Below are 24560 nucleotides of genomic sequence, written 5' to 3'. Positions count from 1 at the left end.
GTTATATTTTTGAAAGAGAGCCAAGTAAAAGATCATTGATATTATTTCTCAGTTCTGTTACTGGAGCACCTGACTTTTTCACTATAATTTCGGATAGACCTAATGCAACAACTAAACGTAATATTGGCTCGATTACTTTGTGGTCATCACCTGCAAATTCAACCATAAAAGGATGAATAAGCGATAATCTAACACCGATGTTTTTATAATTTTTATCTTTCTCAGGGATTAAATGGTCACCGACCTGAATTAATTCATCAATTGTCTCGTCATATGACAACTCAATATGAACCATATAATCAATATTGGAAATATTTAATGGGAATTTCTTATGATAGGATTTTTCAACTTCCTCTAATTGAGGTTCCTCAACAATGTTTGTTGTAAGTTTTGCAACAACAGCTTGAACATCTTTTGCAATTCCATTTTGAATTTTATCAGTTGTATTATCAACTACTTTTTGAGATACTTTTTGATAGTTCTTAGCACTTTCACGAACTCTATACTTATCAGCTTGCTTTAGAATTGGTATTGAATTTTCGCCATCAAGTTCTCCTTTTAATAATTCTAAAAAGGCTTCCATATTATCGTCCCACTGAAAACCATCTTTTGTGTGACTTACGTTAAAACCTTCAAGATGTAGTTCTCCAAAAAGTCTTTTGTATCTATGACTACCTAATGAGCCAGATAAGGCAGGAGGTCTAAAGCCTTCGTCATTATCCGCACTTCCTTCGATTACTCTTCCTCTCCTAAATAGTGCAAATCCACTATCTCTGACTGACATTGTTTCCATAATGGCAACAAAACCTTTCGCTCTTAACCTTCCACCATTGTGGTCGTCTCCAAAATCAAAATCAACTTCTTGCTTCCAAGTCACATTTTCTTCGTTGGGAGTTTCAAAATATGCAGTATTTAAAATCTTTGGTGTTTTGTAGCTTAGTTTTTCACCATTTATATATAAGTCTAAAATGTCCTTTCTTAAAAAATCTCTATAAATACTCGCTAAATGTCTTTTGACTTTGCCGAGTCCTCTGCGAATTGGCATTTTTTCTTCTATGCCGAATAAGGTAATTAAAGTATAGTGGGAGTTTGGCTTTGCATCTTTAGTTTCAATTTGTAGTTCTTGAATTTTATCTTCTACTATTTTTGAGATGTCAAAAGATACTTTACGCTCTACATTTTCATTGAGAGCTGTTGTTTTTGCTTGCCATTTATTAGAAAACCAACAAGCAGCGGATTTCATCCCCATTCCAAATTCGGACAAACGGGTATTGTCAGGTGGTAATTCCGCTGTCCTAAAAGCTCTTTGGTAATCATTTGAATGAATGCCAGCTGCGTTATCTTTGATTGTTATTTTCTGATTGTTTGTATCAAATTCAATATCAATTCTCAACTTGTAATCATCTCCTTCAATTTTTTTTAACTCATTTTCGTTTTTTAAGTAACTGTCTATTGCATTGTCAACAAATTCTGCCAAAGCATAGTAAGGCTTGTAGTTTAGGTGTTTTAAGACTGAAAGAATTGTAACACCTGGGCGAATGTTTATATTATTCAATTCTTTCATAATCTAACTCGTTTGGTGTATTTGACTTAGCTTTATGCCCGTTCATTACTTTTGAATTGCCATTAAATTTAATGGTATTAGGTTCTTTTTTAATCAGTTTTTCTGCAATCAATCTAACAATAGTGCCGTTTACAGCATTTCCTAATGCCGAAAAACAAGTGCCAATATTTTCGGGTAATTCAATTCCATTTAAAGATTGAATGCGAGCTCCTTCAGATGGAGTGATATATCTCTTTTCCCAACTAATTATGGGGATTTGTGTACTAACAGTTACAAGTGAAGGAAAAAAATCTGTTTTTTTTATTCTTACTCCAGAACCTCTAAATTGAATAATATATTTATATAAATCTCTTTCACCACCTTGAACATTCCATTCAAGTTTTTGCCAACTAGCAATTTTTAGTTTTTCAATTTTTTTAACAATTGGTTCTAAAATGTCTTTATACTTTTCATAAAATGCTCTGTTCTGTCGTATATAATTCTTTTTCCAAGAGGGGAATTCTGCTTGTTCTGTCCGAGCATAACTTGGTAATTTTGCAAATTTATCTTGTCGAGATAACCCTTTTAAATCTACTCCAAAAATTCCTTTTTTATTTGCAAGTGCTTTTGTTGAAGAAGCAAATGGTGTTTTTTCCTCAAATGGGTATGTTGCTCCAAACTCCATACTCCATATTGGGAAGCTTGGAAGTTTATGCTCTTTTGGAATTTTAGAAATGAATTCTTGCCAAATATCAATTACTTGAATTTTTTCATTTTCTAATTTCCTGGCATTGGCAGGATTTTTATCGAGATATTCAAAAATACTAGTTGTTTTATTGGTGGTTTCTAGCCATTCAAAATGATCTAATCCATCAATTGAGCCAATGATAAAAAGCCTTTCTCTATGTTGAGGAATTCCAAAATTATGTGGTGAATAAATTTTCTTGTCAATTTTGTACCCTAGTTTATTTTCGAGTTGTTCCTTAATATAAAACCAAGTATTTTCATTATCGTGGCTTATAAGGTTTCTCACATTCTCAAGTATAAAATACTTTGGTTTGTGAAATTCTAAAATATCTACAATTTTATCAAAAAGAGAACCATTCCTTTCGTCTAGTAATCCATCTTGTTTTCCAGCTTTTGAGAATGGTTGACAAGGAAATCCTGCACATAAAATATCAAAAGTGGGAATATCTGAAACCTCTATTTTAGTTATATCCCTATTTACTTCAATTTCAAAATTTTTCTCATAAAGTTCAGCTAGGTTTATTCTTTTTTCACTTGCAAATACACACTCGTGTCCGAGTTTTTCTAGGGCAATATGAAATCCACCAATTCCTGCGAATAAATCAATAAATTTCATTTTATGGATATAGTTTTTTCATTAATGTTTTATTTCTTTTGACTCAGTTACAAAATTAAAGACTTCATTTTTAAAACTGTTACTGTTTTCCATATTTCATTCCTTTCGATGGCGAAAAACAACTCTTTTGTTTTTTAAGAATTGGCTTAAGTATAGGAAAAACCAATTGTGTTGTTTTTGCTGTTGGTTTTTCAGAACTTATACCCAACTAATTTATATACAGAATAAATTTACTAGTACACTCCTTTTTTGGTAGGATAAGCAGAACTTTTAGCAATTTTATTTCTTTTCATTTTTTGCGAACTAAATATACTAAAAAATCCCAAGTTTCTAGCTTGGGATTTTATGGTATCAATAATTATCTTTTTCTGTAGTAGCTTCTTGGGAGCGTTTTACTCCTTTATAATTTTATAGGTAAGCGTTTTGTTCTTGGTTTTAATATCAACAGAATACATTCCTTTAGGAGCTGATTTTAAATTGATGTTCACATTGTTTTGTGTGGTGGTTTGCTGTAAAATTGTTTGTCCTAAAAAGTTTCGTACGGTATAGGTAAACGGCGTACAATCTTCACATTTGATATTCACCATACCTTTTGTCGGGTTAGGATATACGCTAAAAGTATCTTCGGTTAGTGAAGTGGTATCAGTTGTTTCAAACATGCTAGCAGTAGTATTCGCAGATAAATTAATCACAGCACTCACTCCTTTATGGTCGGAAGGCCAAGGTAGTTGGTCTGCCTCAAACATATCATTTTCAGTATTTGCGGTACTCGATGCATTGTTAACATAGGATGCTTTTGGACCTACAAGAGTAGCACTGGTTGCAGAAAGGGTAGCACCTCGGTAAAAAATATAGTCAATACGATCTCTCTCGTCAGCTTCTGGTGTCCAGCTAGTGCTTCCAACTCCTGTAGCAACAGAAGGCCAGGTAATACCAGGGTTGGCAACTTCATCAGGATATACTTCTCTAAAAGCATCTACAAAACCATTGTTTTCTAAAGTTTTGGTCGTGTGCCAAGGGAATACCACTCCGTGGTGGTCAAACATATTCGCTTGTCTTGCTGTCCAGTCTAAGTGCGAAGGTTCGTTAAAATCCCCTACTAAAATTACTGGACGAGTTTCATTTTTTATATGATTGATAAAGGTAGCAATTTGCTCATCTCTTCGTGAACCTAAATTTTGCTCCGTAATGATAGCAGGATCGGTTACTGGTTTCGGATCTTGGTTGGCGGCACCTATTTTACTCCATCCACTATAAGGGGAAGAACCTCCACAGTTGTATCCTCTTGGAAGGTAGGTAGCGTAATACGTATAATCTAAGTGTGCGGTTGCTACCACCACACTTTGTCCGTTAACATCCACCTCAAAAACCGAAATTGCACCAAGGTTGGTACCCGATGAGGTAATAGGGTATTTACTAATGATAGAAACATCACCATAAGCATATCCTCTGTGATAGTTTAAGCCAATAGCAGCAAGGTTGTTTACAATTTTAGTAGTCCAATCACCCGTATAGTTTCTTACTTCACTAAAACACACAATATCCGGATTTACGTTGGCAATGACATCTCTGATATAGGTCATTCCGTTTGGTACCGAAGTTCCTTCTTGCCAAATATTAAACTGCAATACTTTAAGACTGTTGGTGTTACGAACAGTAACATAGCCTGTTTTGGTAATGGTATTATTACCTGTGGTATTGCTTGCAGTTAAAGTAACATTATAAGTGCCTTCGGTGTTGTAGGTTACTGCTGGATTTTGATCAGTACTCGTACTAGGAGTTCCACCTTCAAATGTCCAGTTCCAAGAGGTAGGATTGTTCGTAGAACTATCTGTAAAAGAAATTTGTTGTCCTAAAATAATGGAAGTGGTGTTTGAAGTGAAATTAGCTACGGGAGCTCCTGGTTGAATTAAAGTTCCTCCAATATGAATCTCCGCAGCAGAGGTGTAATTTCCACCGTTGATATCAGAAGTGGCTACTAAGCGCACATATTGTCCTTGTTTTTTAGGAAAACTAACCGTTTTTTCTGTTTGATTGGAAGCGAAGGTTCCCGTAGCAACAGCAGTTCCCCAATTAGAAGGAGTATCACTTACATAAATTTGATAATCGGCAATGGTACCGTTGGTTCCTGTTTGGCGAGGTAAGTATTTTAGCTCACAAACATCGTAGATACCATTTAAGTTAATTTGAATTTCATGCGGGTGCATAGGTTGACTAGCACTCCATTCAGTATGCCAAATAGTTGACGTATCGCCATCAAAGGCATTGGTAGCTACTCCGTTTTCACCTGATGTTTCTTGACTGTCTACATACTGTAAACTCCATCCAGATTGTGAAATAGGAGCACAGGTAGGAGTTTCTGTATCAACCGTAAAGCTTGAAGAAGCTAATACTGTGTATCCGTCATTTTTAAAAAAATACACTTTATAAGTTCCAGTATTTGGTAAACCAGCTGAAAAGATAACCGTACCATTTTTGAGTTTTTTGGTAGCCGATTGTTTTCCGTTTACATACAACCAATCAATAGAGCTTACAAGACCGGGAGTATCTCCTTGCTTGTAGATGCCAATCCAGTCTTTTGCATTGCCAGAACCGTCAGAAAAATTGATAGTAATAACTTCGTTGGTAGCATAAGTGGTTTTTGAAGGATTTACACTTTGTGCGTGTAATTTGATAAGGCTTCCTACTACTAAGAAGCAGACAAAAAGAATAGTTTTTCTCATGGGGGTAAATTAGTTTGATGTTGAAAAAACTCGTATAGAATCTAGTCTACAGAAATAGTTAATTGATTAGTTTTCAAATGTATAAACTAGTATTTTTTATAAGTGAAGGGAGTGTAAATAGTCTGTTAAGTCATTGTTATATTTGTAGTTCCAGCACTAATTTTTAAGGATGCTTAATTAAAATAACAGAGGAGGAGAGTAGCGGTTAGAGGTGGGGTATTCTTTTCTGAGTTCAATTTCTATAGCTCTTTTCTTTAGGAGAATTATATACTAATTTAATTCACTTACGAGTCTTCTAGAAATAACTGTATCGTAAATTATTTTTAGCTTGGTTATTTTGTTTTCAGAGTTAAACTCAATAATATCAACAACATCAAATTCTACTTTTTCATTGTTTTTTAACGTCCATTTATAGGTGAAATAAAGTGCTAGGGTATTAGATTCATTTTGTTCAAAAATTCCTTTTAGGAAAAGTTCCGAATTAGAAGTGTCATTATTTAATGTACGATAAAATTCGTCAGCTTTTTTAATGCCATAGATAGGAGACTCAACAAATCCGTTATTACTAAACAAATCAATAACCTTTTCTATATTTCCTTTTTCGAGGTGCTCCAAGTACTTTTTTGCAATTTCATTTTTATTCATAGATTCATTTTTAAGTAAAGTTTATGCGCACTAACGTTATATTGATAAAAGAACTAAAGATATTGCTTTAGAGGCACATTTACAATTTTTATCAAAGTTAGAAGCAATTAGATGTGGAAACGCTTATAAAATTATGGTAGAGTCTTATCTTACTAAAAGTAGCCTATACGTGTTTGTGCTATTATTAAGGGAACAGAGGTGGAAAAGTAGCAAATTAAAAAAGTCCCCGATAAGCGAGGACTGATAATTTAACTAGCACAATCATCAAAAATAGCACTAGCTAAATGTGTGCAACCACCACTCCAATTTAAGCAATAGCCTGGAGGACAAGATATTCCTCCTTTTCCATTAATAGTTTGTTGTTCCTGTTTGTTTAAAACAGCACCTAAGTTTGAAATGTTCTTTAACATAATTTTGAGTTTTAAAATTTACTAAACTTAGTAATAAAATATAATGGAATAACAAAATAAACCGTAATAAAAGTACGGTAATTCCTTATTTAACAGTAGTTAGTAACTGTTTAGAATTTTAAAAAAGATAAACGAGCTTAAAAAAATCCTATGATTTTCAATTTATAAACTCCAATGAGCTATTATACAATCTCAATTATGAATGGTTATGTGATTTGGTTTATTGCGCACTACGCTTTTTAATCAGTTTTAATCACTGATATATTTTTAGTAGAATACTTATTTTCAATTAATTTTTTTTCTAGTTCAAATTTGGATTCTAATTCATTGACATCTATTTCATCTTTTTGGAACTCTATTTCTAGGTCTAAATTAAGCATCATTTCTTCCAATAATTTAAGATAGTATTCAGCGGTTTCATATTGGGATAATTTTCTAAGATTAATTAAATTGTTATAAATAGCATTATGAGAGTATTCTGATACGTTTTTAGCTATTAATTCATTTGATATTATTGTTTCTAATAAATCAGGATATGGAATAGGATTGTTTGCTTTCACAGATTCTAATTGTTCTTTTGTATAGTTAACAGTATCCTGTTCAAATTCAAGTATTGTTTTATTTAGATTATTAGAATATTCACTTGTATTAGCTAAAATTAATTTAGCAGTGTGTAAAAGTTTTATAGTGTCTTCTTTTTCTTTATTCCTAATCCCTGAATTAGTTAGCCAAATAGCAATTAAAACACCCGATAGGGTTGCTATTAAAGTTAGAATAAATGAAATCCATTCGTTTTTACTGATTCTTATTAATTTAATTTTCATTAATCTTTATTGTTTTTTATAAAGTATAAGGATGGTTACTTGTTTTGGGAGCCTAATTTAGTAAATGTAAACTGAATATATTCAGAAGTAGGCGAGTACGACTAACTATTTATAGCCAATGTTGGTGGTCAGTATTTATTTTGTCAATATCCAGTTTATCAAGTCGTTTTTGTCAACAATAGCCCAACTGTGAGGGTGTCGTTCACCATTTGCTCTATATCCTTTGTTTGTTGTTGGTATATACTCAATATTATTAAAACCATTAGTTTTTAAACTCTCATATAGTTTTTTGATATAGAAAGCATTCATTTGGTCATAATCAGCCATTCTATTCTTTTTCCACCATAGAGTATCAGGTTCTGTATAAAGTCTAATCTTAGTGTTTTTTAGTTTCTCTATATTAGAAATATTGTCTGTACTGGAGGTAAATACAGCTTTTTCCTCGTATTTTTTAATACTGTCTTTAGGGTTGCCAAAGTTATTACCTAATGTTTCTAATAGCCAAGTACTTTCTAGAATTGCTGGTTCTGAAAAATTTCGTTCTATATTTTTCTCTGAAGATTTATACAAAGCAACTAAGTCTATTGGAGAATCTACTATAAATACTCCTTTTGGGTCGATATAAAATTGTTTCTTACCAACAATATAATTACTTATTAAAAGACTTACAACACCACCACTAGAAAAGCCTCCAATAAAGATATTATCGGTTGGTAATTGATTTTCTGTAATTATAGTTTGTAAACTTTTAGCAAGTTGTTGTTGTTCGTTTTCTTCAAGCCATAATTTCTGATTAAGATTAGAAAGTATAACCGCAATATTATTTTTTCTAGCAATATCAAGAATTTTAAACTCTCTTTTAATGTCTTTAGCAACTTCTGGGTAACCTCCAAACAAAATTAAAACTGCTTTAATTTCTTTAGTTGGTTTATAAAGTTCGTAATCTTCTTTTATAAGCTCGGTAAACTCAAACTTTTCAGGAGTTACTTGTTGTTTCTTTTGTTTGCTCTGTTTACAGGAAGCAAGTACAATAAAAGCTAGAATTAAAATGATTGTAAGTTTTTTCATTTTCTAAATTGTGTAGAGCGGTTTAGATAAACTGTGTTTTAATGCAGTTTAGGTTTTGTTAGCTACTTTTTTTGTGTTTTACAATCCAAATATCTGAGGCGGTTGGATACCAATTTTTGGCAGTGCATCATGCATCACTCCTCCAACAGAATTATCCACTTTATACTTTCGTCCGGTCGGATCGATTCCAACATTTAGAATTATAATTTCCAGATAAATTTCATCCTTTTTATATCTCTCAATCCAATTCGTTTTAAATTCTTTTTCAATTGCTCTTAAGATCTCTTCATCTTGTAATTGAATATTAGCTCCACGATTTATAATTGCTTGTTCTGATTTTTTTATCTCAATAGTTATGTTAGAATAAATTCCATCTTCTCCTTCTCCGAGAAAGAATTTGTTGGATGATATTGTGGAGTTGTTTTTCATTGAATTATAGCTATTGTTAGCAAAAGTATTTTATTCCTCCGATTATTCCAATAATTATAATTAATTGAATTATGAATAATATTAAAACGGTTATTGATATTAGAATTGCTTCAATTCTGTCGTTATTATTTTTAAATATTCTATAAACTAACCATAGAATGACTAGATAAACTACTGGATCTAAAATTAATGGAAATCTGAAAATTAAGTAGCTTAAAATTCCTATTAAGGTAGCTTGTCCAATTATAAATGAACTGATAGCTAGATGTTCTATTAAATTATATTTTCTAAAAAATAGTTTTAATGATATTCCTAGTGGAATTATGCATAATACCCAAAAATACTTCAAGTAAGTTCTAATGAAAAGTCCAACGTAATTACCTGTCTCTTTAAGTTTAGATTTTGTTATACTATTTTCTTCGACTAATTCTTTTGGTACCTTAAAAAAGGTTATGACAATTATATATATGGTAATAGCAAGAATTAGAAATGAAATAGGGTTAAGAATCCCTTTTCTTTTTCCTAAAACATAGTCAATTGTAATTTTTCTTGGATGTAGTAATAGTGCTTTTATATTAAATAAAAGACCTTTGTCCATATTTGTAATAGATGAAAATGAATCTTCAACTATTGAACTTAAAGTTATTTTTTTAGTTCCATTTCTTTCACCACAATTTGGACAATATTTTTCATTGTGTTCAAAATTACAGGAAATGCAATTCATTTAATTCTTTAATTAAGTGTTCTGATTTTATTGTTGCTAACGGTTTGTATAAGAATAGTGCGGTTTTGTGTCCGAGGATTTTCCGTAGGAAAATCAGAGTGACCAAATACGCACTAACTTTAGGTTTTATACTAAACTAAACATTCTTTTTATACGGTGTTGCCATTAGTTTTTTTCATTTTTTTTCCAGTCAAATAGTTTTACTAATTTATCTATTTCGGAATCAGATATATCAATTTTAAGGTATTCTTGTCCACATAATTCTATTGAGTTTTCGTACTCAATTAAATTACAGCTAAAGCTTGAACCTATTTCGTCAAAGGTAGAATTATCTAAAGATGAAATTTTATCCATTAGTTTAAAATCAACTTTCCAAAGGTCTTTTGCACCACTTAACCATTTTAAGCTAAAAAGAGAATTTCCAGTATTATATATAGGACCTAAATAATGATGTGCATTTGTGCTTTTTGTCGTAAATGCACCTATATCATATTTGCCTTTATAATTTTTAGAGAATATTACTTTACTACTCGGAATTAAAAACACTCTATCTACTTGACCGTTTTGGTCTGTCATTTCGTATACATTCGGTTTATCAAATATCATTACTTTTCCATAGCAACCTTTTAAAGCTATGAAAACGATTAAGCCAAAGATAAAATATGTCGAAATTCGTTTTAAGTTTTTCACAATTCTTTTATTATTATTTAATATTCAAACTAGTCATGTTAGGATAGATAATAATAAAGACCAATAGCTATACCTATGAAAAGTCCAATTATACTTATTATTTGAGTGTATGTTTTAAAAATTGAAGTCAAGAAAAAACCTATAAAGCTGAATCCTACTAAAATTGCTGAAGAAATTGTCCATTTAAAGTAAAAGAATATAGCAACGATGGAGGCAAGCATAAAAAGTCCTCCAAGTGACCTTATAATTCCACTTTCATTTGACAATATTTCTCCTACAGGCCAACCTCTTTTCATTGCATAAACAGGGTAAGTTGTTATTAAAAAACCGGAAATTAATGTTATTATTAGTGAGATTTGTATTAAAGTCATTTGTTAATTTAAATTAATGCCAACTAGTTTATATACGTAATAAAATTACCAATACGCATTTTACACAGTAGAAAAAATGGAAGATATAGCAATTTTATTAATACTCTCAAATATAAAAAAAGTAAGATAAAAAAGTGCAACTTTTTATCGGGTCGACACCTCAAGCCTAAGGGGGGTAATTTCAAACAATAAAAAAGGTAAAATATTTGTATTTTGTAGAAAAATGTTTGTTAGGTGCCGTGAAGTATAAAGAAGTCTTTTTAAAAAACAAATACACCCCAAAGAGGAGTGTATTTAAGTGTAAGGTTTTATAAACAGTTAACTTAACAACTAACAAAAGCACAGGTGTTCTCGTTTGTTTCAATTTGTACCGTAAGTGAGAATTGTGTACTTGCTTTTTATACTAAAGGCTCTGCTTTAAAACCTTTACTTTTTACGATAGCAATTACTTCGTCGGCTGTAATTCCTTTAGAACTTACGGTAAGAATTTTATCCTCTAAATTAGTATCTACATTCCAATGGTAAATACCTTCAGCATTGTCTAAATCAGCTTGTACTTTTGATACACATCCTCCGCAGTTAAGGGTTGTTTTGAATTTTAACTCTTTATTATTTTCCATTATATTAAAAATTTATTTGTTATTGAATGCGGCAAATTTCAGCACAACACCGTTGTTTGTTGTTGTACAATTTTAAGATTGATTTGTGAGATTTACAGATTTACCTTCTAAGTCAGATTTAAAACGTTTCGACACTTGCTAGTGCCGAAATACTTGTTACTTTTTCCACTTTAATCGTAAGCTATTGGTAACGACACTAACACTACTCATAGCCATAGCTGCACCAGCAATCATAGGGTTTAATAAGAAACCATTAAATGGATATAAAATACCAGCAGCAATAGGAATACCAATAAGGTTGTAAATAAATGCCCAAAAAAGGTTTTGTTTAATGGTAGCTACCGTTTGTTTTGATAGTTTTATGGCTTGTGGTATTTTACTTAGGTCAGATGATATAATGGTCATTTTAGCAACATCCATCGCAATATCACTACCTTTTCCCATGGCAATACTTACGTCGGCAGTAGCTAGGGCAGTACTGTCGTTAATACCATCACCCACCATAGCAACAGTTTTTCCTTGTTGCTGTAACTCTTTTACAAAATCAGCTTTGTGTTGTGGTAACACTTCAGCTTTGTAATGTTGAATACCTGTTTCTTCAGCGATTGATTTTGCAGTAGCTTCGTTGTCACCCGTAAGCATGTATAGTTCGATATCCATAGCCTGTAACTCTTTAATAGCTTGTACCGAGGTTTCTTTTATTTTGTCTGAAATAGCAAGCACAGAAAATGCTTCTTTACTATTAGCAAACCAAATAACGGTTTTAGCCTGTTTGCTCCATTCGTCTGCCTGTTTTAAAAGTTCGTCTGCTATGGTGACCTTATTTTCAGCCAATAGTTTCTTATTACCCACAAAAAAGGTTTCACCGTCATAATCAGCCTTAGCACCCTTACCCGTAATACTGTCGAAATTTGTTAGTGGGGTAGTGGCAGTATCTCCTAAAAACGTTACAACAGCTTCTGCTAATGGGTGTTCAGATTTTTTCTCAATACTTAAAAGAATGTTCTTAGCAGTATCATTATTCTGTAACCAAGATATACCAGTAACTTCTGGTTTTCCTTCGGTAATAGTTCCTGTTTTGTCTAAAATAATGGCGTTTACTTTTTTAGCCAATTCAAGGCTTTCAGCATCTTTAATTAAAATACCGTTTTCGGCACCTTTACCCACCCCCACCATAATAGCGGTAGGAGTAGCCAGTCCTAAAGCACAAGGACATGCAATAACCAATACGGTGATAGCAGCTAGCAATCCTTGAACCACTCCGTTATCACCCCCTAAAGCAAACCATATAATAAAGGTAATCACAGCAATACTCATAACTACAGGTACAAAAATACTGGCGATTTTGTCAACCAATTTCTGTACTGGAGCTTTACTACCTTGTGCATCTTGTACCATTTTAATAATTTGAGCCAACATGGTTTCTTTTCCAATCTTAACAGCTTTGAATTGGAAACTTCCTTTCTGATTGATGGTTCCTGCAAATACTTTTTCATTTTCTTCTTTTAGTACTGGAACAGGTTCACCACTTAACATACTTTCATCTACATACGAGCTTCCTGTAGTAACCATACCATCTACCGCAATTTTTTCTCCTGGTTTAACAAGAATAGTATCACCTACATTCACATTTTCAATAGGGGTTTGCTTTTCCGTTCCGTCAGCTTGTATTACAACCACAGTTTTAGGCTGTAGCCCCATCAATTTTTTAATGGCAGATGAGGTGTTTCCTTTGGCTTTTTCTTCTAATAGTTTTCCTAAAAGAATAAATGCAATAATAACCGAAGCAGCCTCAAAATATACATGTGCTTCTAATCCTCTAGATTCCCAAAACTTAGGAAACAACATGTTGAATACACTAAAAATATACGCTATACCTGTACTTAAAGCGACCAAAGTGTCCATGTTTGCAGAACGATGTTTGGCTTGCTTCCATGCATTGATGAAGAAGTCTTTACCAAACCATAATAACACAGGGGTAGAGAAGGCCCACATAATAGGGTTGGCGTAAGGCATGTTCATAAAAAACATACCAATAACAACTACAGGTAACGAAAGGAGTACCGACCACATGGTTTTGGTTTTTAGTTGCTTGAACTTCTTTTCATGAATAGCTTCGAGGGTTTCTTGTTGTTTGGTTTCGTCTTCAATAAGCAAATCATACCCTGCACCTTGTACTGCTTTTTGCAATTTTGTAGCATTGGTCATGTTGGGTAGGTATTCTACCGTTAAGTCCCCGCTAGCAAAATTTACCGAAGCATTTACTACACCAGGTTCGTAGCTAACAATACTTTCAGCACCTCCTGCACAAGAGGCACAAGTCATACCCAATACTGGAAATACTTTTTTAACAGTGGTTACACCGTAACCTAAATCTTTTATAGCAGTAACGGCGTTTGTAAGAACTTTTTCGTTAGTAACCGTAATAGCAGCTCTTTGGTTGTTTAGTTCTACTTTATGGGTTTCAACTCCCTCAACATGTGCTAGTCCTTTTTCAACGATTAAAGCACAGTGTTCACTTTCTACACCTTCTAAGGGTAGGTAAATGATATCTTTATTGTTATTTGTTGCCATTTTTTTACTGTATTAATTGTACAATACAAAGTTGGCATTAAGTTAGAGAAAATTTATTGTGGAATTTTGGAATTGATTTATAAGATTTACACCTCGTCTAATGGTTTTCTTCTGTCTTTACGGATTTTTTTAAAGTGACTCGGCGTTAATCCTGTAACTTTTTTAAACTGGTTGCTTAAATATGCTACGCTTGAATAGTGCAAACGGAACGCAATTTCACTTAAGGATAATTCATCGTAAACGAGTAACTCTTTTACCTTTTCTATTTTTTGAGCAATAAAATACTTTTCAATAGTAGTACCTTCTACTTCAGAAAAAAGATTGGATAAGTAATTGTAATCGTGATGAAGTTCGTTGCTTAACAAATCAGATAAGTTAACTTTTGTCGCATTATCTTGATGGTGTACCAAATTGATGATTAAGTTTTTAATCTTTTCAATAATGCGCCTTTTTTTATCATCAATAATCTCGAAGCCTAAATCAAGTAAAATTTTGTCTAGACGTTCTTTTTCATCTGAAGTAAGTTCTTTTTCGAGTATGACCTCACCTAATTTAATGCTTTTTACACCCACACCTAATTTGTCTAATTCATTTTGAATGACTAGGATACAGCGATTGCAAACCATGTTTTTAATAGTGAGCGTCATAGTGTTTTTTATTATAGTTTGTTAGGTTTACAAAGATAGAAATAAGTGCTTGCTATAAATCAAAAACAGTTTCAATTTCTGCAATTCTATACCCTTGTGAAATTACAAACTCACGTTCTTCGCTGGTAGGATTGATTACAGGATTTGTATGGTTGAAGTGAATAAAGATAATTTTGTTTTTTTCTTGTTTATTTAAGCCTTTAAATTTTTCTAAGCTTTCAATAATAAAAGGGTGGGGTATTTGGCTAATATCTCTACTGTTTAGTTCCTTTCCACTATAAAATGTAGCATCTAAAAAAGCGTAGTCTACTTTTTTAATTTCATCAATAATGTTTTTGTCCCATTTTTCCCATTTGTCAATATCAGGAATAAACAAAGCACTTTTATTAGGTCCAGTTATTCGGTAGCCAACAGTTTCAGAATACTCGTCTCTATGAGGAATAATAAGCGGAGTAACCTTAAGGTTTTGGGTTAATTCAATTGGCTTTTCATTTTCTATAGGATGAAGTGCTATGTTTTTTCGTGTGATTAATTGATTCCAAGGTCCATTTTCAGATAAGAACTCTTTCATTCTAGGCATCGTATATACAGGTGTATTGTCAGCATCCATAGCTTCTTTACCTAAATACATTAAACCAGTGTAGTGCCCTATATGAGCATGTGTTAAAAAGATTCCATTTGCAATTTCTTTATCACTTTTACCTTCTAGTTTAGTAAGTGTCTTCATTTGGGTTGCAATATCGGGAGTTGCTTCAAACAAATACGATTTTTGGTACTGCTTGTCAATTACTCCTAATGAAGTTACCTGTCTTTTTTTATCAGGATTCTTAAAAAGCGTAGCACAGCAGTCTTTTTTACACGCAATTTGTGGAGAACCTGCATCTTGAATAGTTCCTAAAATGACAATAGCGGTATTGCTTGTGTTTATTTGAAATGTTGTTTTTGAAGGTTTATTCTCAGAACAAGAAAGGATAAAAAGAGTAAAAATAAGAATGCAATATTTGTTCATGCGATAGTTTGTTAACGAGGCTGTACTTGAATTATTAGTTAAAAGTACAAATTTTAATACAGGTAAACAGAGAGAGGTGTTTGCGTATGTGTTTAAGTATAGAGCAAAAAAATCCCGAGTATTTTGCTCGGGATTTTTGTTTTATTGATCTTCGTCTACTTCAGTGCGAGACTCTGTTGGTTTTTCACCTTTTTCTATTTTGATAATGAGCTTTTTGTCTTTCTCATCTAAGTCCATAAAAATAGCATCGCCTTCGTTTAGTTTAGAGTTAACAATTTCTTCCGCTAATGCATCTTCAATATATTTCTGAATAGCTCTTTTTAAAGGACGAGCTCCGTATTGTTTATCAAAACCTTTGTCGGCAATATAATCTTTGGCCTTGTCACTTAGCGTAAGTTTGTACCCTAGGTCATCAATACGTTTTAGTAATTTATCTAATTCTATATCAATAATCTTATGAATGTCTTCACGTTCAAGAGAATTAAAGATTACCACATCATCAATACGATTTAAAAATTCAGGAGCAAACGATTTCTTTAAAGCACCTTCAATAATACTCTTTGCATGTGCATCTTCTTGCTCTTTTTTAGAAGACGTTCCGAAACCAACACCGCCACCAAAATCTTTTAACTTACGAACTCCAATATTTGAAGTCATAATAATAATGGTGTTTCTAAAATCTATTTTACGACCTAAACTATCTGTTATATGTCCGTCGTCAAGTACTTGCAAGAGCATGTTAAATACATCGGGGTGCGCTTTTTCAATCTCATCTAATAAGATTACAGAATAAGGCTTACGACGTACCTTCTCGGTTAATTGTCCTCCTTCTTCGTAACCAACATATCCTGGAGGTGCTCCTATTAAACGAGAAATGGCGAATTTCTCCATGTACTCACTCATGTCAATTCTAATTAAAGAATCGTCAGAGTCAAATAGCTCTCGTGCTAATACTTTAGCCAACTGTGTTTTACCAACACCGGTTGAACCTAAGAAAATAAAAGAACCAATAGGTTTATTAGGGTCTTTTAATCCAACACGGTTACGTTGTATAGCTTTTACTACTTTGGTAACGGCTTCATCTTGACCAATTACTTTACCTTTTATTAATTGAGGAAGCTCTGCTAAACGGTTACTTTCTGCTTCTGCAACACGATTTACAGGAATTCCTGTCATCATCGATACAACTTCAGCTACATTATCTTCAGTTACAGTTTCTCTATGTAGTTTAGAATCTTCTTCCCATTGGTGTTGAGCTGATTCTAAGGCTGTTTCTATATTTTTTTCGTCATCGCGAAGCTTTGCAGCCTCTTCGTACTTTTGTCCGCTTACTGCTTTGGTTTTGCGACCTCTAATTTCTTCTAGTTTTGCTTCTAATTCTAAAATCTGTTGCGGAACTACAATATTTGTAATATGAATTCTCGATCCAGCTTCATCTAAAGCATCAATAGCTTTGTCTGGTAAAAAGCGATCAGTCATATAACGGTTGGTTAATTTTACACAAGCTTCAATAGCTTCATCAGTAAAGGAAACATGATGATGTGATTCGTATTTGCTTTTAATGTTGTGTAAAATCTGTATTGTTTCTTCAACAGAAGTAGGGTCGACGATTACTTTTTGAAAACGACGTTCTAATGCACCGTCTTTTTCAATATTTGTTCTGTATTCATCTAAAGTAGTTGCACCAATACATTGAATTTCTCCTCTTGCTAAGGCAGGTTTTAACATGTTAGAAGCGTCTAACGAACCTGTAGCTCCTCCGGCACCCACAATGGTATGAATCTCATCAATAAATAAAATGATGTCATCATTCTTCTCAAGCTCATTCATTAACGCTTTCATACGTTCTTCAAACTGACCTCTATATTTTGTACCGGCAACTAAGCTAGCTAAGTCAAGAGAAACAATGCGCTTATCGAATAAAATTCGAGATACTTTTCTATCTACGATGCGTAAAGCTAATCCTTCAGCGATGGCAGATTTACCAACACCGGGTTCACCAATAAGCATTGGGTTGTTCTTTTTTCGTCTGCTTAAAATTTGTGAAACACGCTCAATTTCTTTTAAACGACCTACAACAGGGTCTAATTTTCCTGCCACTGCTAAGGCTGTTAAATCACGCCCGAAGTTATCTAAAACAGGAGTTTTAGATTTTTTAACTTGTTTCCCTTTTTGAGGTTGTTGTCCGTAAGGATTAGACTTTTCGTCAGCAAACTCGTCATCTGAAGGAGACTCTCCTATAGGAGAAATAAACGTGTCGTCATCTACGTGTAATTCTTTATACAAGTTTTTAGCCTGCTCGTAATCTACATCATATTTTTGAAGTAGTTTGGTCGTAGGGTCGTTCTCGTTGCGTAAGATACACAGTAATAAATGTGCCGTGTCTATAGCGTTACTTTGATATAATTTAGCTTCTAAAAACGTTGTTTTTATAGCTTTCTCTGCTTGTCTGGTAAGGTGTAAGCTCTTTCTTTGAGGGCTTGAAAAAGATGGAGTTGTCGGATTTAGTTTTTCTAGTTTATTACGTACTAAATCTAAATCAACATCAAAAGTTGTTAATATTTCAATGGCTTTTCCATCACCTTTTCTAATCAAACCCAACAAAAGATGTTCCGTTCCAATAAAGTCATGTCCTAGTCGTAAGGCCTCCTCTTTACTGAAAGTAATCACATCTCTAACCTGTGGTGAAAAATTATCGTCCATAAATTTATTTTCTATCTCTGTAAAGTTAGTAAGTTTTTTTCTTAAAAATTACAAAAAAGATGCCAATAGTTTTCAACTGACATTCTGACGAGTAAAATAAGGCATTTTAAAGTTTGTTATCCTTATAAAATTGTTAATAAATTACTACAAAACAGTCGGTATATTTTTTGTGTAAAACTGAGGGTTGTAGTATCTTGCAATGTTTTAGAAAATGCAGAGAATTGTAAAGCATTTCAAAAAGTGAGTTTTATCGAGTGTAAAATTCACTTTTTTGACGAAAATAAATACTAATATTTTAAAAGAAAATATATGGCAGATGGCGAAAAGTTGATCCCTATCAACATTGAAGAGCAAATGAAGTCCGCATACATCGATTATTCAATGTCGGTGATAGTATCCAGAGCATTACCAGATGTAAGAGATGGTTTAAAACCTGTACACAGAAGGGTTTTATTCGGTATGCATGAGTTAGGAATTAAAGCTACTGGAGCATATAAAAAATCTGCAAGAGTTGTAGGGGAAGTATTAGGTAAGTACCACCCACATGGAGATACTTCGGTTTACGACTCTATGGTACGTATGGCACAAGATTGGAGTGTGCGTTATATGATGGTTGATGGACAAGGGAACTTTGGTTCGGTTGATGGTGATAGTCCAGCAGCAATGCGTTATACTGAGGTACGTATGCAGAAAATATCAGAAGAAATGTTATCTGATATAGAAAAAGAGACTGTAGATCACAAGCTAAATTTTGATGATACGTTACAAGAGCCAACCGTGTTACCAACACGTATTCCTAACTTGTTAGTTAATGGAGCATCGGGTATTGCAGTTGGTATGGCAACCAATATGGCACCTCATAACTTAACAGAAGTGATTAACGGTACTGTTGCTTATATTGATAATCGCGATATTGAGATTGATGAGTTAATGCAACACATCAAAGCACCCGATTTTCCAACAGGAGGAATTATTTATGGTTACGATGGCGTAAGAGATGCTTTCCATACAGGTCGTGGGCGTATTATAATGCGTGCAAAAGCTACGATTGAAGAAGTAAAAGGACGTGAGTGTATCATAGTAACTGAAATTCCTTACCAAGTGAATAAGGCAGAAATGATTAAGAAAACTGCCGACTTGGTCAATGAAAAGAAATTAGAAGGAATTGCAAGTATTCGTGATGAATCTGACCGTAAAGGAATGCGTATTGTTTACATACTAAAGCGCGATGCAATTCCTAATATTGTTTTAAACAAATTGTTTAAATATACACAATTACAAACATCATTTAGTGTAAACAATATTGCCTTAGTAAAAGGACGTCCAGAGCAGTTAAACTTAAAGCAGTTAATTCACTATTTTGTTGAACACAGGCATGAAGTAATTGTTCGTAGAACAGAATTCGAATTAAAGAAAGCCGAAGCACGTGCGCATATTTTAGAAGGATTAATTATTGCTTCTGATAATATTGATGAGGTAATTGCAATTATTAGAGGTTCTGCTAATGCTGATGAAGCTCGTGAAAAATTAATGGAGCGTTTTGAACTGACAGAAATTCAAGCACGTGCCATTGTTGAAATGCGTTTACGTCAGTTAACAGGACTAGAGCAAGATAAGTTACGTGCTGAATATGACGAAATCATTAAAACGATAGCAGATTTGAAAGATATTCTTGCGAATGAACCTAGACGTTATGATATCATCAAAGAAGAATTAATTCAAGTAAAAGAAAAGTATGGTGATGATCGTCGTTCTGTAATTGAATATGCAGGAGGAGATATGCGAATCGAAGATATGATTCCTAACTCTAAAGTTGTTGTTACCATTTCGCATGCAGGTTATGTAAAGCGTACAAACTTAGATGAATATAAAGTTCAGAATAGAGGGGGACGCGGACAAAAAGGGGCAACGACCCGTAACGAAGATTTCTTAGAACACTTATTTGTAGGGACGAACCACCAGTATATGTTGTTCTTTACTCAAAAAGGAAAGGTATTCTGGATGCGCGTGTATGAAGTTCCTGAAGGAGGAAAGAATACAAAAGGAAGAGCGATTCAAAATTTAATAAATATAGAACAAGACGATAAAGTAAAAGCCTTTTTAGTAACAGGTGATTTAAAAGATGAAGATTACATCAACAATCACTATGTAATTATGGCAACAAAACGTGGTCAGGTTAAGAAGACTCCTTTAGAACAATATTCTCGTCCAAGAGCTAATGGTATCAATGCAATTACCATTAAAGATGGAGATGAATTATTAGAAGCGAAGTTAACTACAGGAGATAGCCAAGTAATGTTAGCACTTAAATCTGGAAAAGCAATTCGTTTTGAAGAAGCTAAAACTCGTCCAATGGGAAGAACCGCTTCAGGAGTTCGTGGTATTACCCTATCACATGAAAATGATGAAGTAATTGGTATGGTCGCTGTTAATGATATGGAAAGTAATATCTTAGTAGTTTCAGAAAAAGGATATGGAAAACGTTCTAACTTAGAAGATTACCGTATAACGAACCGTGGAGGTAAAGGAGTTAAAACGTTGAATATATCAGAAAAAACTGGTAATTTAGTTGCAATTAAAAATGTAGACGACTCTAACGACTTAATGATTATTAACAAATCTGGGTTAACTATTAGAATGGCTGTAGAAGATTTACGAGTTATGGGTAGAGCAACTCAAGGAGTTAAATTGATTAATATTAAAGATAATGACGATATTGCAGCAGTAGCAAAAGTGATGCATGAAAAAGACGAAGAAGAAGATGGCACGGAAATTGAAAATGAAACGAATGAAAGTCAAGAACAACAATAAATAAATCATAACAAAAATGAAAAAACAAATCTTAGCCCTTTCTTTAGGATTAATGTCGTTAGGGGCAATTGCTCAAAAATCAGAACTTAAAGCTGCTGAGAAAGCTATAAAAAAACAAGATTTTACTACAGCATTAAGTACCCTTAACGCAATAGAAGGGTCTTTAATGATGAACGGTGAAGATAAATATAAGTCTAAATTTTACTTCTTAAAAGGAAAAGCATTGGCTGCTAAAAAAGAATATAGAGCAGCAGGAGAAGCATTCAATGCTTTGATAGCCATGAAAGACGATAAGTATGGCGATGAAGCGAAGCCAATTTTAAATCAGATGATTCAAGAGGTTTCAAAAAAAGCGGTTGATTTATACAATAATAAAAAAGATTACCAGCAAGCTGCTGAAGACTTCTATTTAACATATGTATTAAGTCCTACTGATACTTCATTTGCGTACAATGCAGCGATTTCTGCAACTCAAGCAAAAGAGTATGATAAGGCAATTGAATATTATAGAGAATTACAAAAAGTAGGTTATACAGGCGTTGAAGAACAATATGTAGCTACCGATAAAGCTACAGGGAAAGTAGAAAGTTTTGGAACTGATAAAGCGAGAAGAGATTTAATGGTAAAGTCGGGAAGTTTTGTAAAGCCTGAGACTAAATCTTCTGAATCAAAATCTGCTACCATCGTTAAGAACATAGCTTTGATTTTAAAAGAACAAGGGAAAACAGATGAGGCTATCGCAGCTTTTAAAGATGCCCGTGCTTCTAACCCTAAAGATTTAAACTTAATTTTAAATGAAGCTCAACTATATGTTGATATGGGAAAGATGGATAAGTTTGGAGAATTAATGAGTGAAGCTGTAGCTTTAGATCCAGAAAACCCAACTTTATACTACAATTTAGGTGTTGTAAACTTTAACGAAGGAAGAATAGAAGATGCTAAGAAGTACTACACAAAAGCTGTAGAATTAAAACCAGATTATGCTGATGCTTATATGAATTTAGCAGTAGTGGTTTTAAACAAAGAAAAAGCAATTGTAGATGAGATGAATAAAAACTTATCTAACTTTAAAAAGTATGATGAGCTAGCTGCAAAGCAAAAAGAAGTGTATCGAGAAGCTATTCCATTTTTAGAAAAAGCAGATAGTTTAAACAGAAATGTAGAAACTGTTAAAACGTTAATGAACTTATACGAAGTTTTAGAAATGAGTGATAAGGCTTCTGAGTACAGAGAATTATACAAATCAATGAAGTAAGCAATTATTTCAACCATAAAAAAAACCGAAACTTTAAAGTTTCGGTTTTTTTTATGTGCTATAAATTAAACGCTGATTACTCAATCAAACGTTTAATAACCCTAAGTTTATGGGTGTGTTGTTGTGTATCAACATTGTAAATTCCACTGTGGTCTAACTTATCAATACGAACTTTTCCGTGAGCATGTATGATGTTGTAGTCGTTCATAATAATTCCGACATGAGTAATCGTTCCTTCTTCATTATCAAAAAAAGCCAAATCACCAGGTTCGCTCTCTTCAATAAAACTCAATACTTCACCTTGAGTTGCTTGTTGTTTTGCATCACGTAAAAGATTGTACCCACACAATTTATACACCGTTTGGGTAAATCCAGAACAATCAATTCCAAAAGGTGATTTTCCACCCCATAAATAGGGAACGTTTAAGAATAAAAAAGCAGTTTCTACAATCGCAGATTTTACCAGCTTACGGTTGCATACTTTACCTTCGTATAAAAATGAGGTATGATTAATGTTAATTTTATTATTCTTAAATAACGGAAGACGAGCTCCCATAGGAATCGTGGTTAAATTACTATTGTTATCGGTAATAAAATCAATCAATTCGCCAGCATAGTGCTTTTTCTCTTTAGATAAAAGAGCATGTATCTCTTCTGAAATTTCTTCGTATTGTTTATTGTCTATATATCCTTCATACTCATCAAAAGCCAAACGGATTTTACTCCATTTTTTAGATTTTTCTAAGACTTCAAAGTGTTCACCAAAAACAACTTGATTTACCATTTCTGAAGCATCAGAAGGCTCTAATCGAAGAGGAACAATACTTAAATTACAAATTCCGAAAGACATCTATTAGTTAGGTATTTTAAAACAATTAAACTCTTTCTATAACCATTGCACTAGCACCACCACCACCGTTACATATTCCAGCAGCACCAATTTTAGCGTTGTTTTGTTTTAAAATAGAAGTTAAGGCAATAATAATTCTAGCTCCTGAAACTCCTAATGGGTGTCCTAATGAAACTGCTCCACCATTCACATTTACTTTATCAGCAGATAAGCCTAAGATTTTCATGTTTGCCAATCCAACTACAGAAAAAGCTTCGTTCAACTCAAAATAATCAACATCATCAATTGAAACTCCAGCTTTAGCTAAAGCTTTTGGTAATGCTTTTGCAGGAGCTGTTGTAAACCATTTTGGTTCGTGGGCAGCGTCGGCATATCCTTTAATTTTTGCCAAAGGAGTTAACCCTAATTCAGCAGCTTTTTCAGCAGACATTAATACCAAAGCAGCTCCACCATCATTAATAGTAGATGCATTTGCAGCAGTTACCGTACCCTCTTTTGTAAACGCAGGACGCAAAGCAGGAATCTTTTCCATTTTTACATTCTTGTACTCTTCATCTTCAGAAAAGATAATAGGCTCTCCACGGCGTTGCGGTATTTCAACAGGAACAACTTCATCTGTAAATTTACCTTCGCTCCAAGCTTTAGCAGAACGGTTGTATGATTCAACAGCAAAAGCATCTTGGTCTTCTCTTGAGAATTCATATTCAACAGCACATTCATCAGCACAAACCCCCATTGCTACTTGTTCGTATGCATCAACTAATCCATCTTTTTGCATTCCGTCTTCCATTTTAATAGGACCGAACTTACTCCCTGTTCTGGCATGTTGGTAATGAGGAATCATGCTCATATTTTCCATACCACCGGCTACTACAATTTCAGCATCTCCCAAAGCAATAGTTTGTGCAGCTAACATGATAGACTTCATTCCTGATGAACAAACTTTGTTAACAGTAGTACAAGGTACAGTATCAGGAATTCCTGCAAAGATTGCAGCTTGACGAGCTGGTGCTTGCCCTAAACCTGCTGAAACAACATTTCCCATAAAAACTTCCTGAACCATTGCTGGTTTCAAGTTAATTTTATCTAAAGCTCCTTTAATGGCTACAGCCCCCAACTTAGGTGCAGGTGTAGTTGATAATGTTCCTAAAAAACTACCAATTGGAGTTCTTGCAACCGATACTATGACTACTTCTTTCATGTGCTACTATTTGTTAATTTTTATTTATTCCAATAAGCAAAAACCATTAAAATAATAAAGCTGTTAAGGGCTTAATAATTATTTTTTACAATTGATTTCA

General features: G+C 33.3%; 20 protein-coding genes. 2 read left to right on the top strand and 18 right to left on the bottom strand.

Features of this window, described 5'->3' with window-relative positions; genetic code table 11:
- Nucleotide 1: 1 nt before the first annotated feature.
- From V1T75_RS15980 to V1T75_RS15905, 16 genes are all read right to left on the bottom strand, one after another.
- Nucleotides 2-1564 (bottom strand): ATP-binding protein, encoded by a 1563-nt coding sequence (locus tag V1T75_RS15980; RefSeq protein WP_330489496.1) that lies wholly within the window; start codon nt 1562-1564, stop codon nt 2-4.
- Complete coding sequence (locus tag V1T75_RS15975) at nt 1548-2906, bottom strand: DNA cytosine methyltransferase (protein WP_330489495.1); 1359 nt, start codon at nt 2904-2906, stop codon at nt 1548-1550. Before V1T75_RS15975 ends, V1T75_RS15980 begins: the two co-directional genes overlap by 17 nt.
- Nucleotides 2907-3298: 392 nt before the next feature.
- Nucleotides 3299-5629 (bottom strand): discoidin domain-containing protein, encoded by a 2331-nt coding sequence (locus V1T75_RS15970; RefSeq protein WP_330489494.1) that lies wholly within the window; start codon nt 5627-5629, stop codon nt 3299-3301.
- A 270-nt stretch (nt 5630-5899) separates the two neighbouring features.
- A complete protein-coding gene (locus tag V1T75_RS15965; RefSeq protein ID WP_330489493.1) occupies nt 5900-6274 on the bottom strand; it encodes a nuclear transport factor 2 family protein in 375 nt (124 codons plus the stop codon).
- Between the two features lie 248 nt (nt 6275-6522).
- Nucleotides 6523-6684, bottom strand: a complete 162-nt coding sequence (locus V1T75_RS15960) for a hypothetical protein (RefSeq protein ID WP_330489492.1) — start codon at nt 6682-6684, stop codon at nt 6523-6525.
- A 239-nt stretch (nt 6685-6923) separates the two neighbouring features.
- Nucleotides 6924-7508, bottom strand: coding sequence for a hypothetical protein (locus V1T75_RS15955; protein ID WP_330489491.1), 585 nt, complete (start codon nt 7506-7508; stop codon nt 6924-6926).
- 135 nt (nt 7509-7643) lie between these two features.
- Nucleotides 7644-8576: a hypothetical protein gene (locus tag V1T75_RS15950; RefSeq protein WP_330489490.1), complete on the bottom strand. Its 933-nt coding sequence runs from the start codon at nt 8574-8576 to the stop codon at nt 7644-7646.
- 78 nt (nt 8577-8654) lie between these two features.
- A complete protein-coding gene (locus tag V1T75_RS15945; protein ID WP_330489489.1) occupies nt 8655-9005 on the bottom strand; it encodes a hypothetical protein in 351 nt (116 codons plus the stop codon).
- 16 nt (nt 9006-9021) lie between these two features.
- Entirely contained in the window at nt 9022-9729 is a 708-nt protein-coding gene (locus V1T75_RS15940) for a DUF3667 domain-containing protein (RefSeq protein WP_330489488.1), read from the bottom strand.
- 165 nt (nt 9730-9894) lie between these two features.
- On the bottom strand, nt 9895-10335 hold the full coding sequence (locus tag V1T75_RS15935) for a hypothetical protein (RefSeq protein ID WP_330489487.1): 441 nt from the start codon (nt 10333-10335) through the stop codon (nt 9895-9897).
- Nucleotides 10336-10457: 122 nt separating this feature from the next.
- Entirely contained in the window at nt 10458-10790 is a 333-nt protein-coding gene (locus tag V1T75_RS15930) for a hypothetical protein (protein WP_330489486.1), read from the bottom strand.
- Between the two features lie 398 nt (nt 10791-11188).
- Nucleotides 11189-11410, bottom strand: a complete 222-nt coding sequence (locus V1T75_RS15925) for a heavy-metal-associated domain-containing protein (RefSeq protein ID WP_330489485.1) — start codon at nt 11408-11410, stop codon at nt 11189-11191.
- A gap of 156 nt (nt 11411-11566) precedes the next feature.
- The gene (locus tag V1T75_RS15920; protein ID WP_330489484.1) at nt 11567-13984 is read right to left on the bottom strand and encodes a heavy metal translocating P-type ATPase; all 2418 of its coding nucleotides are present in this window, start codon (nt 13982-13984) and stop codon (nt 11567-11569) included.
- A gap of 86 nt (nt 13985-14070) precedes the next feature.
- Nucleotides 14071-14631, bottom strand: a complete 561-nt coding sequence (locus V1T75_RS15915) for a helix-turn-helix domain-containing protein (RefSeq protein ID WP_330489483.1) — start codon at nt 14629-14631, stop codon at nt 14071-14073.
- A 52-nt stretch (nt 14632-14683) separates the two neighbouring features.
- Nucleotides 14684-15640 (bottom strand): MBL fold metallo-hydrolase, encoded by a 957-nt coding sequence (locus V1T75_RS15910; RefSeq protein WP_330489482.1) that lies wholly within the window; start codon nt 15638-15640, stop codon nt 14684-14686.
- A gap of 141 nt (nt 15641-15781) precedes the next feature.
- Nucleotides 15782-18343, bottom strand: a complete 2562-nt coding sequence (locus V1T75_RS15905; RefSeq protein WP_330489481.1) for an ATP-dependent Clp protease ATP-binding subunit — start codon at nt 18341-18343, stop codon at nt 15782-15784.
- A 309-nt stretch (nt 18344-18652) separates the two neighbouring features.
- Here V1T75_RS15905 and gyrA point away from each other — a divergent pair, with 309 nt between their 5' ends.
- Both gyrA and V1T75_RS15895 read left to right on the top strand, forming a co-directional pair.
- Nucleotides 18653-21154 (top strand): DNA gyrase subunit A, encoded by a 2502-nt coding sequence (gyrA, locus tag V1T75_RS15900; protein WP_330489480.1) that lies wholly within the window; start codon nt 18653-18655, stop codon nt 21152-21154.
- Nucleotides 21155-21170: 16 nt separating this feature from the next.
- Complete coding sequence (locus V1T75_RS15895) at nt 21171-22409, top strand: tetratricopeptide repeat protein (RefSeq protein ID WP_330489479.1); 1239 nt, start codon at nt 21171-21173, stop codon at nt 22407-22409.
- Nucleotides 22410-22485: 76 nt separating this feature from the next.
- On the opposite strand, the gene V1T75_RS15890 is transcribed toward V1T75_RS15895, so the two are convergent.
- Together V1T75_RS15890 and V1T75_RS15885 are read right to left on the bottom strand one after the other, a co-directional pair.
- Nucleotides 22486-23259, bottom strand: coding sequence for a C40 family peptidase (locus V1T75_RS15890; RefSeq protein WP_330489478.1), 774 nt, complete (start codon nt 23257-23259; stop codon nt 22486-22488).
- Between the two features lie 25 nt (nt 23260-23284).
- Nucleotides 23285-24460 (bottom strand): acetyl-CoA C-acyltransferase, encoded by a 1176-nt coding sequence (locus V1T75_RS15885; RefSeq protein WP_330489477.1) that lies wholly within the window; start codon nt 24458-24460, stop codon nt 23285-23287.
- Nucleotides 24461-24560: the final 100 nt, after the last annotated feature.

It is taken from the genome of Tenacibaculum sp. FZY0031 (assembly GCF_036350695.1).
Classification (GTDB): Bacteria; Bacteroidota; Bacteroidia; order Flavobacteriales; family Flavobacteriaceae; genus Polaribacter.
This window is presented reverse-complemented; position numbering and strand designations above follow the sequence as displayed.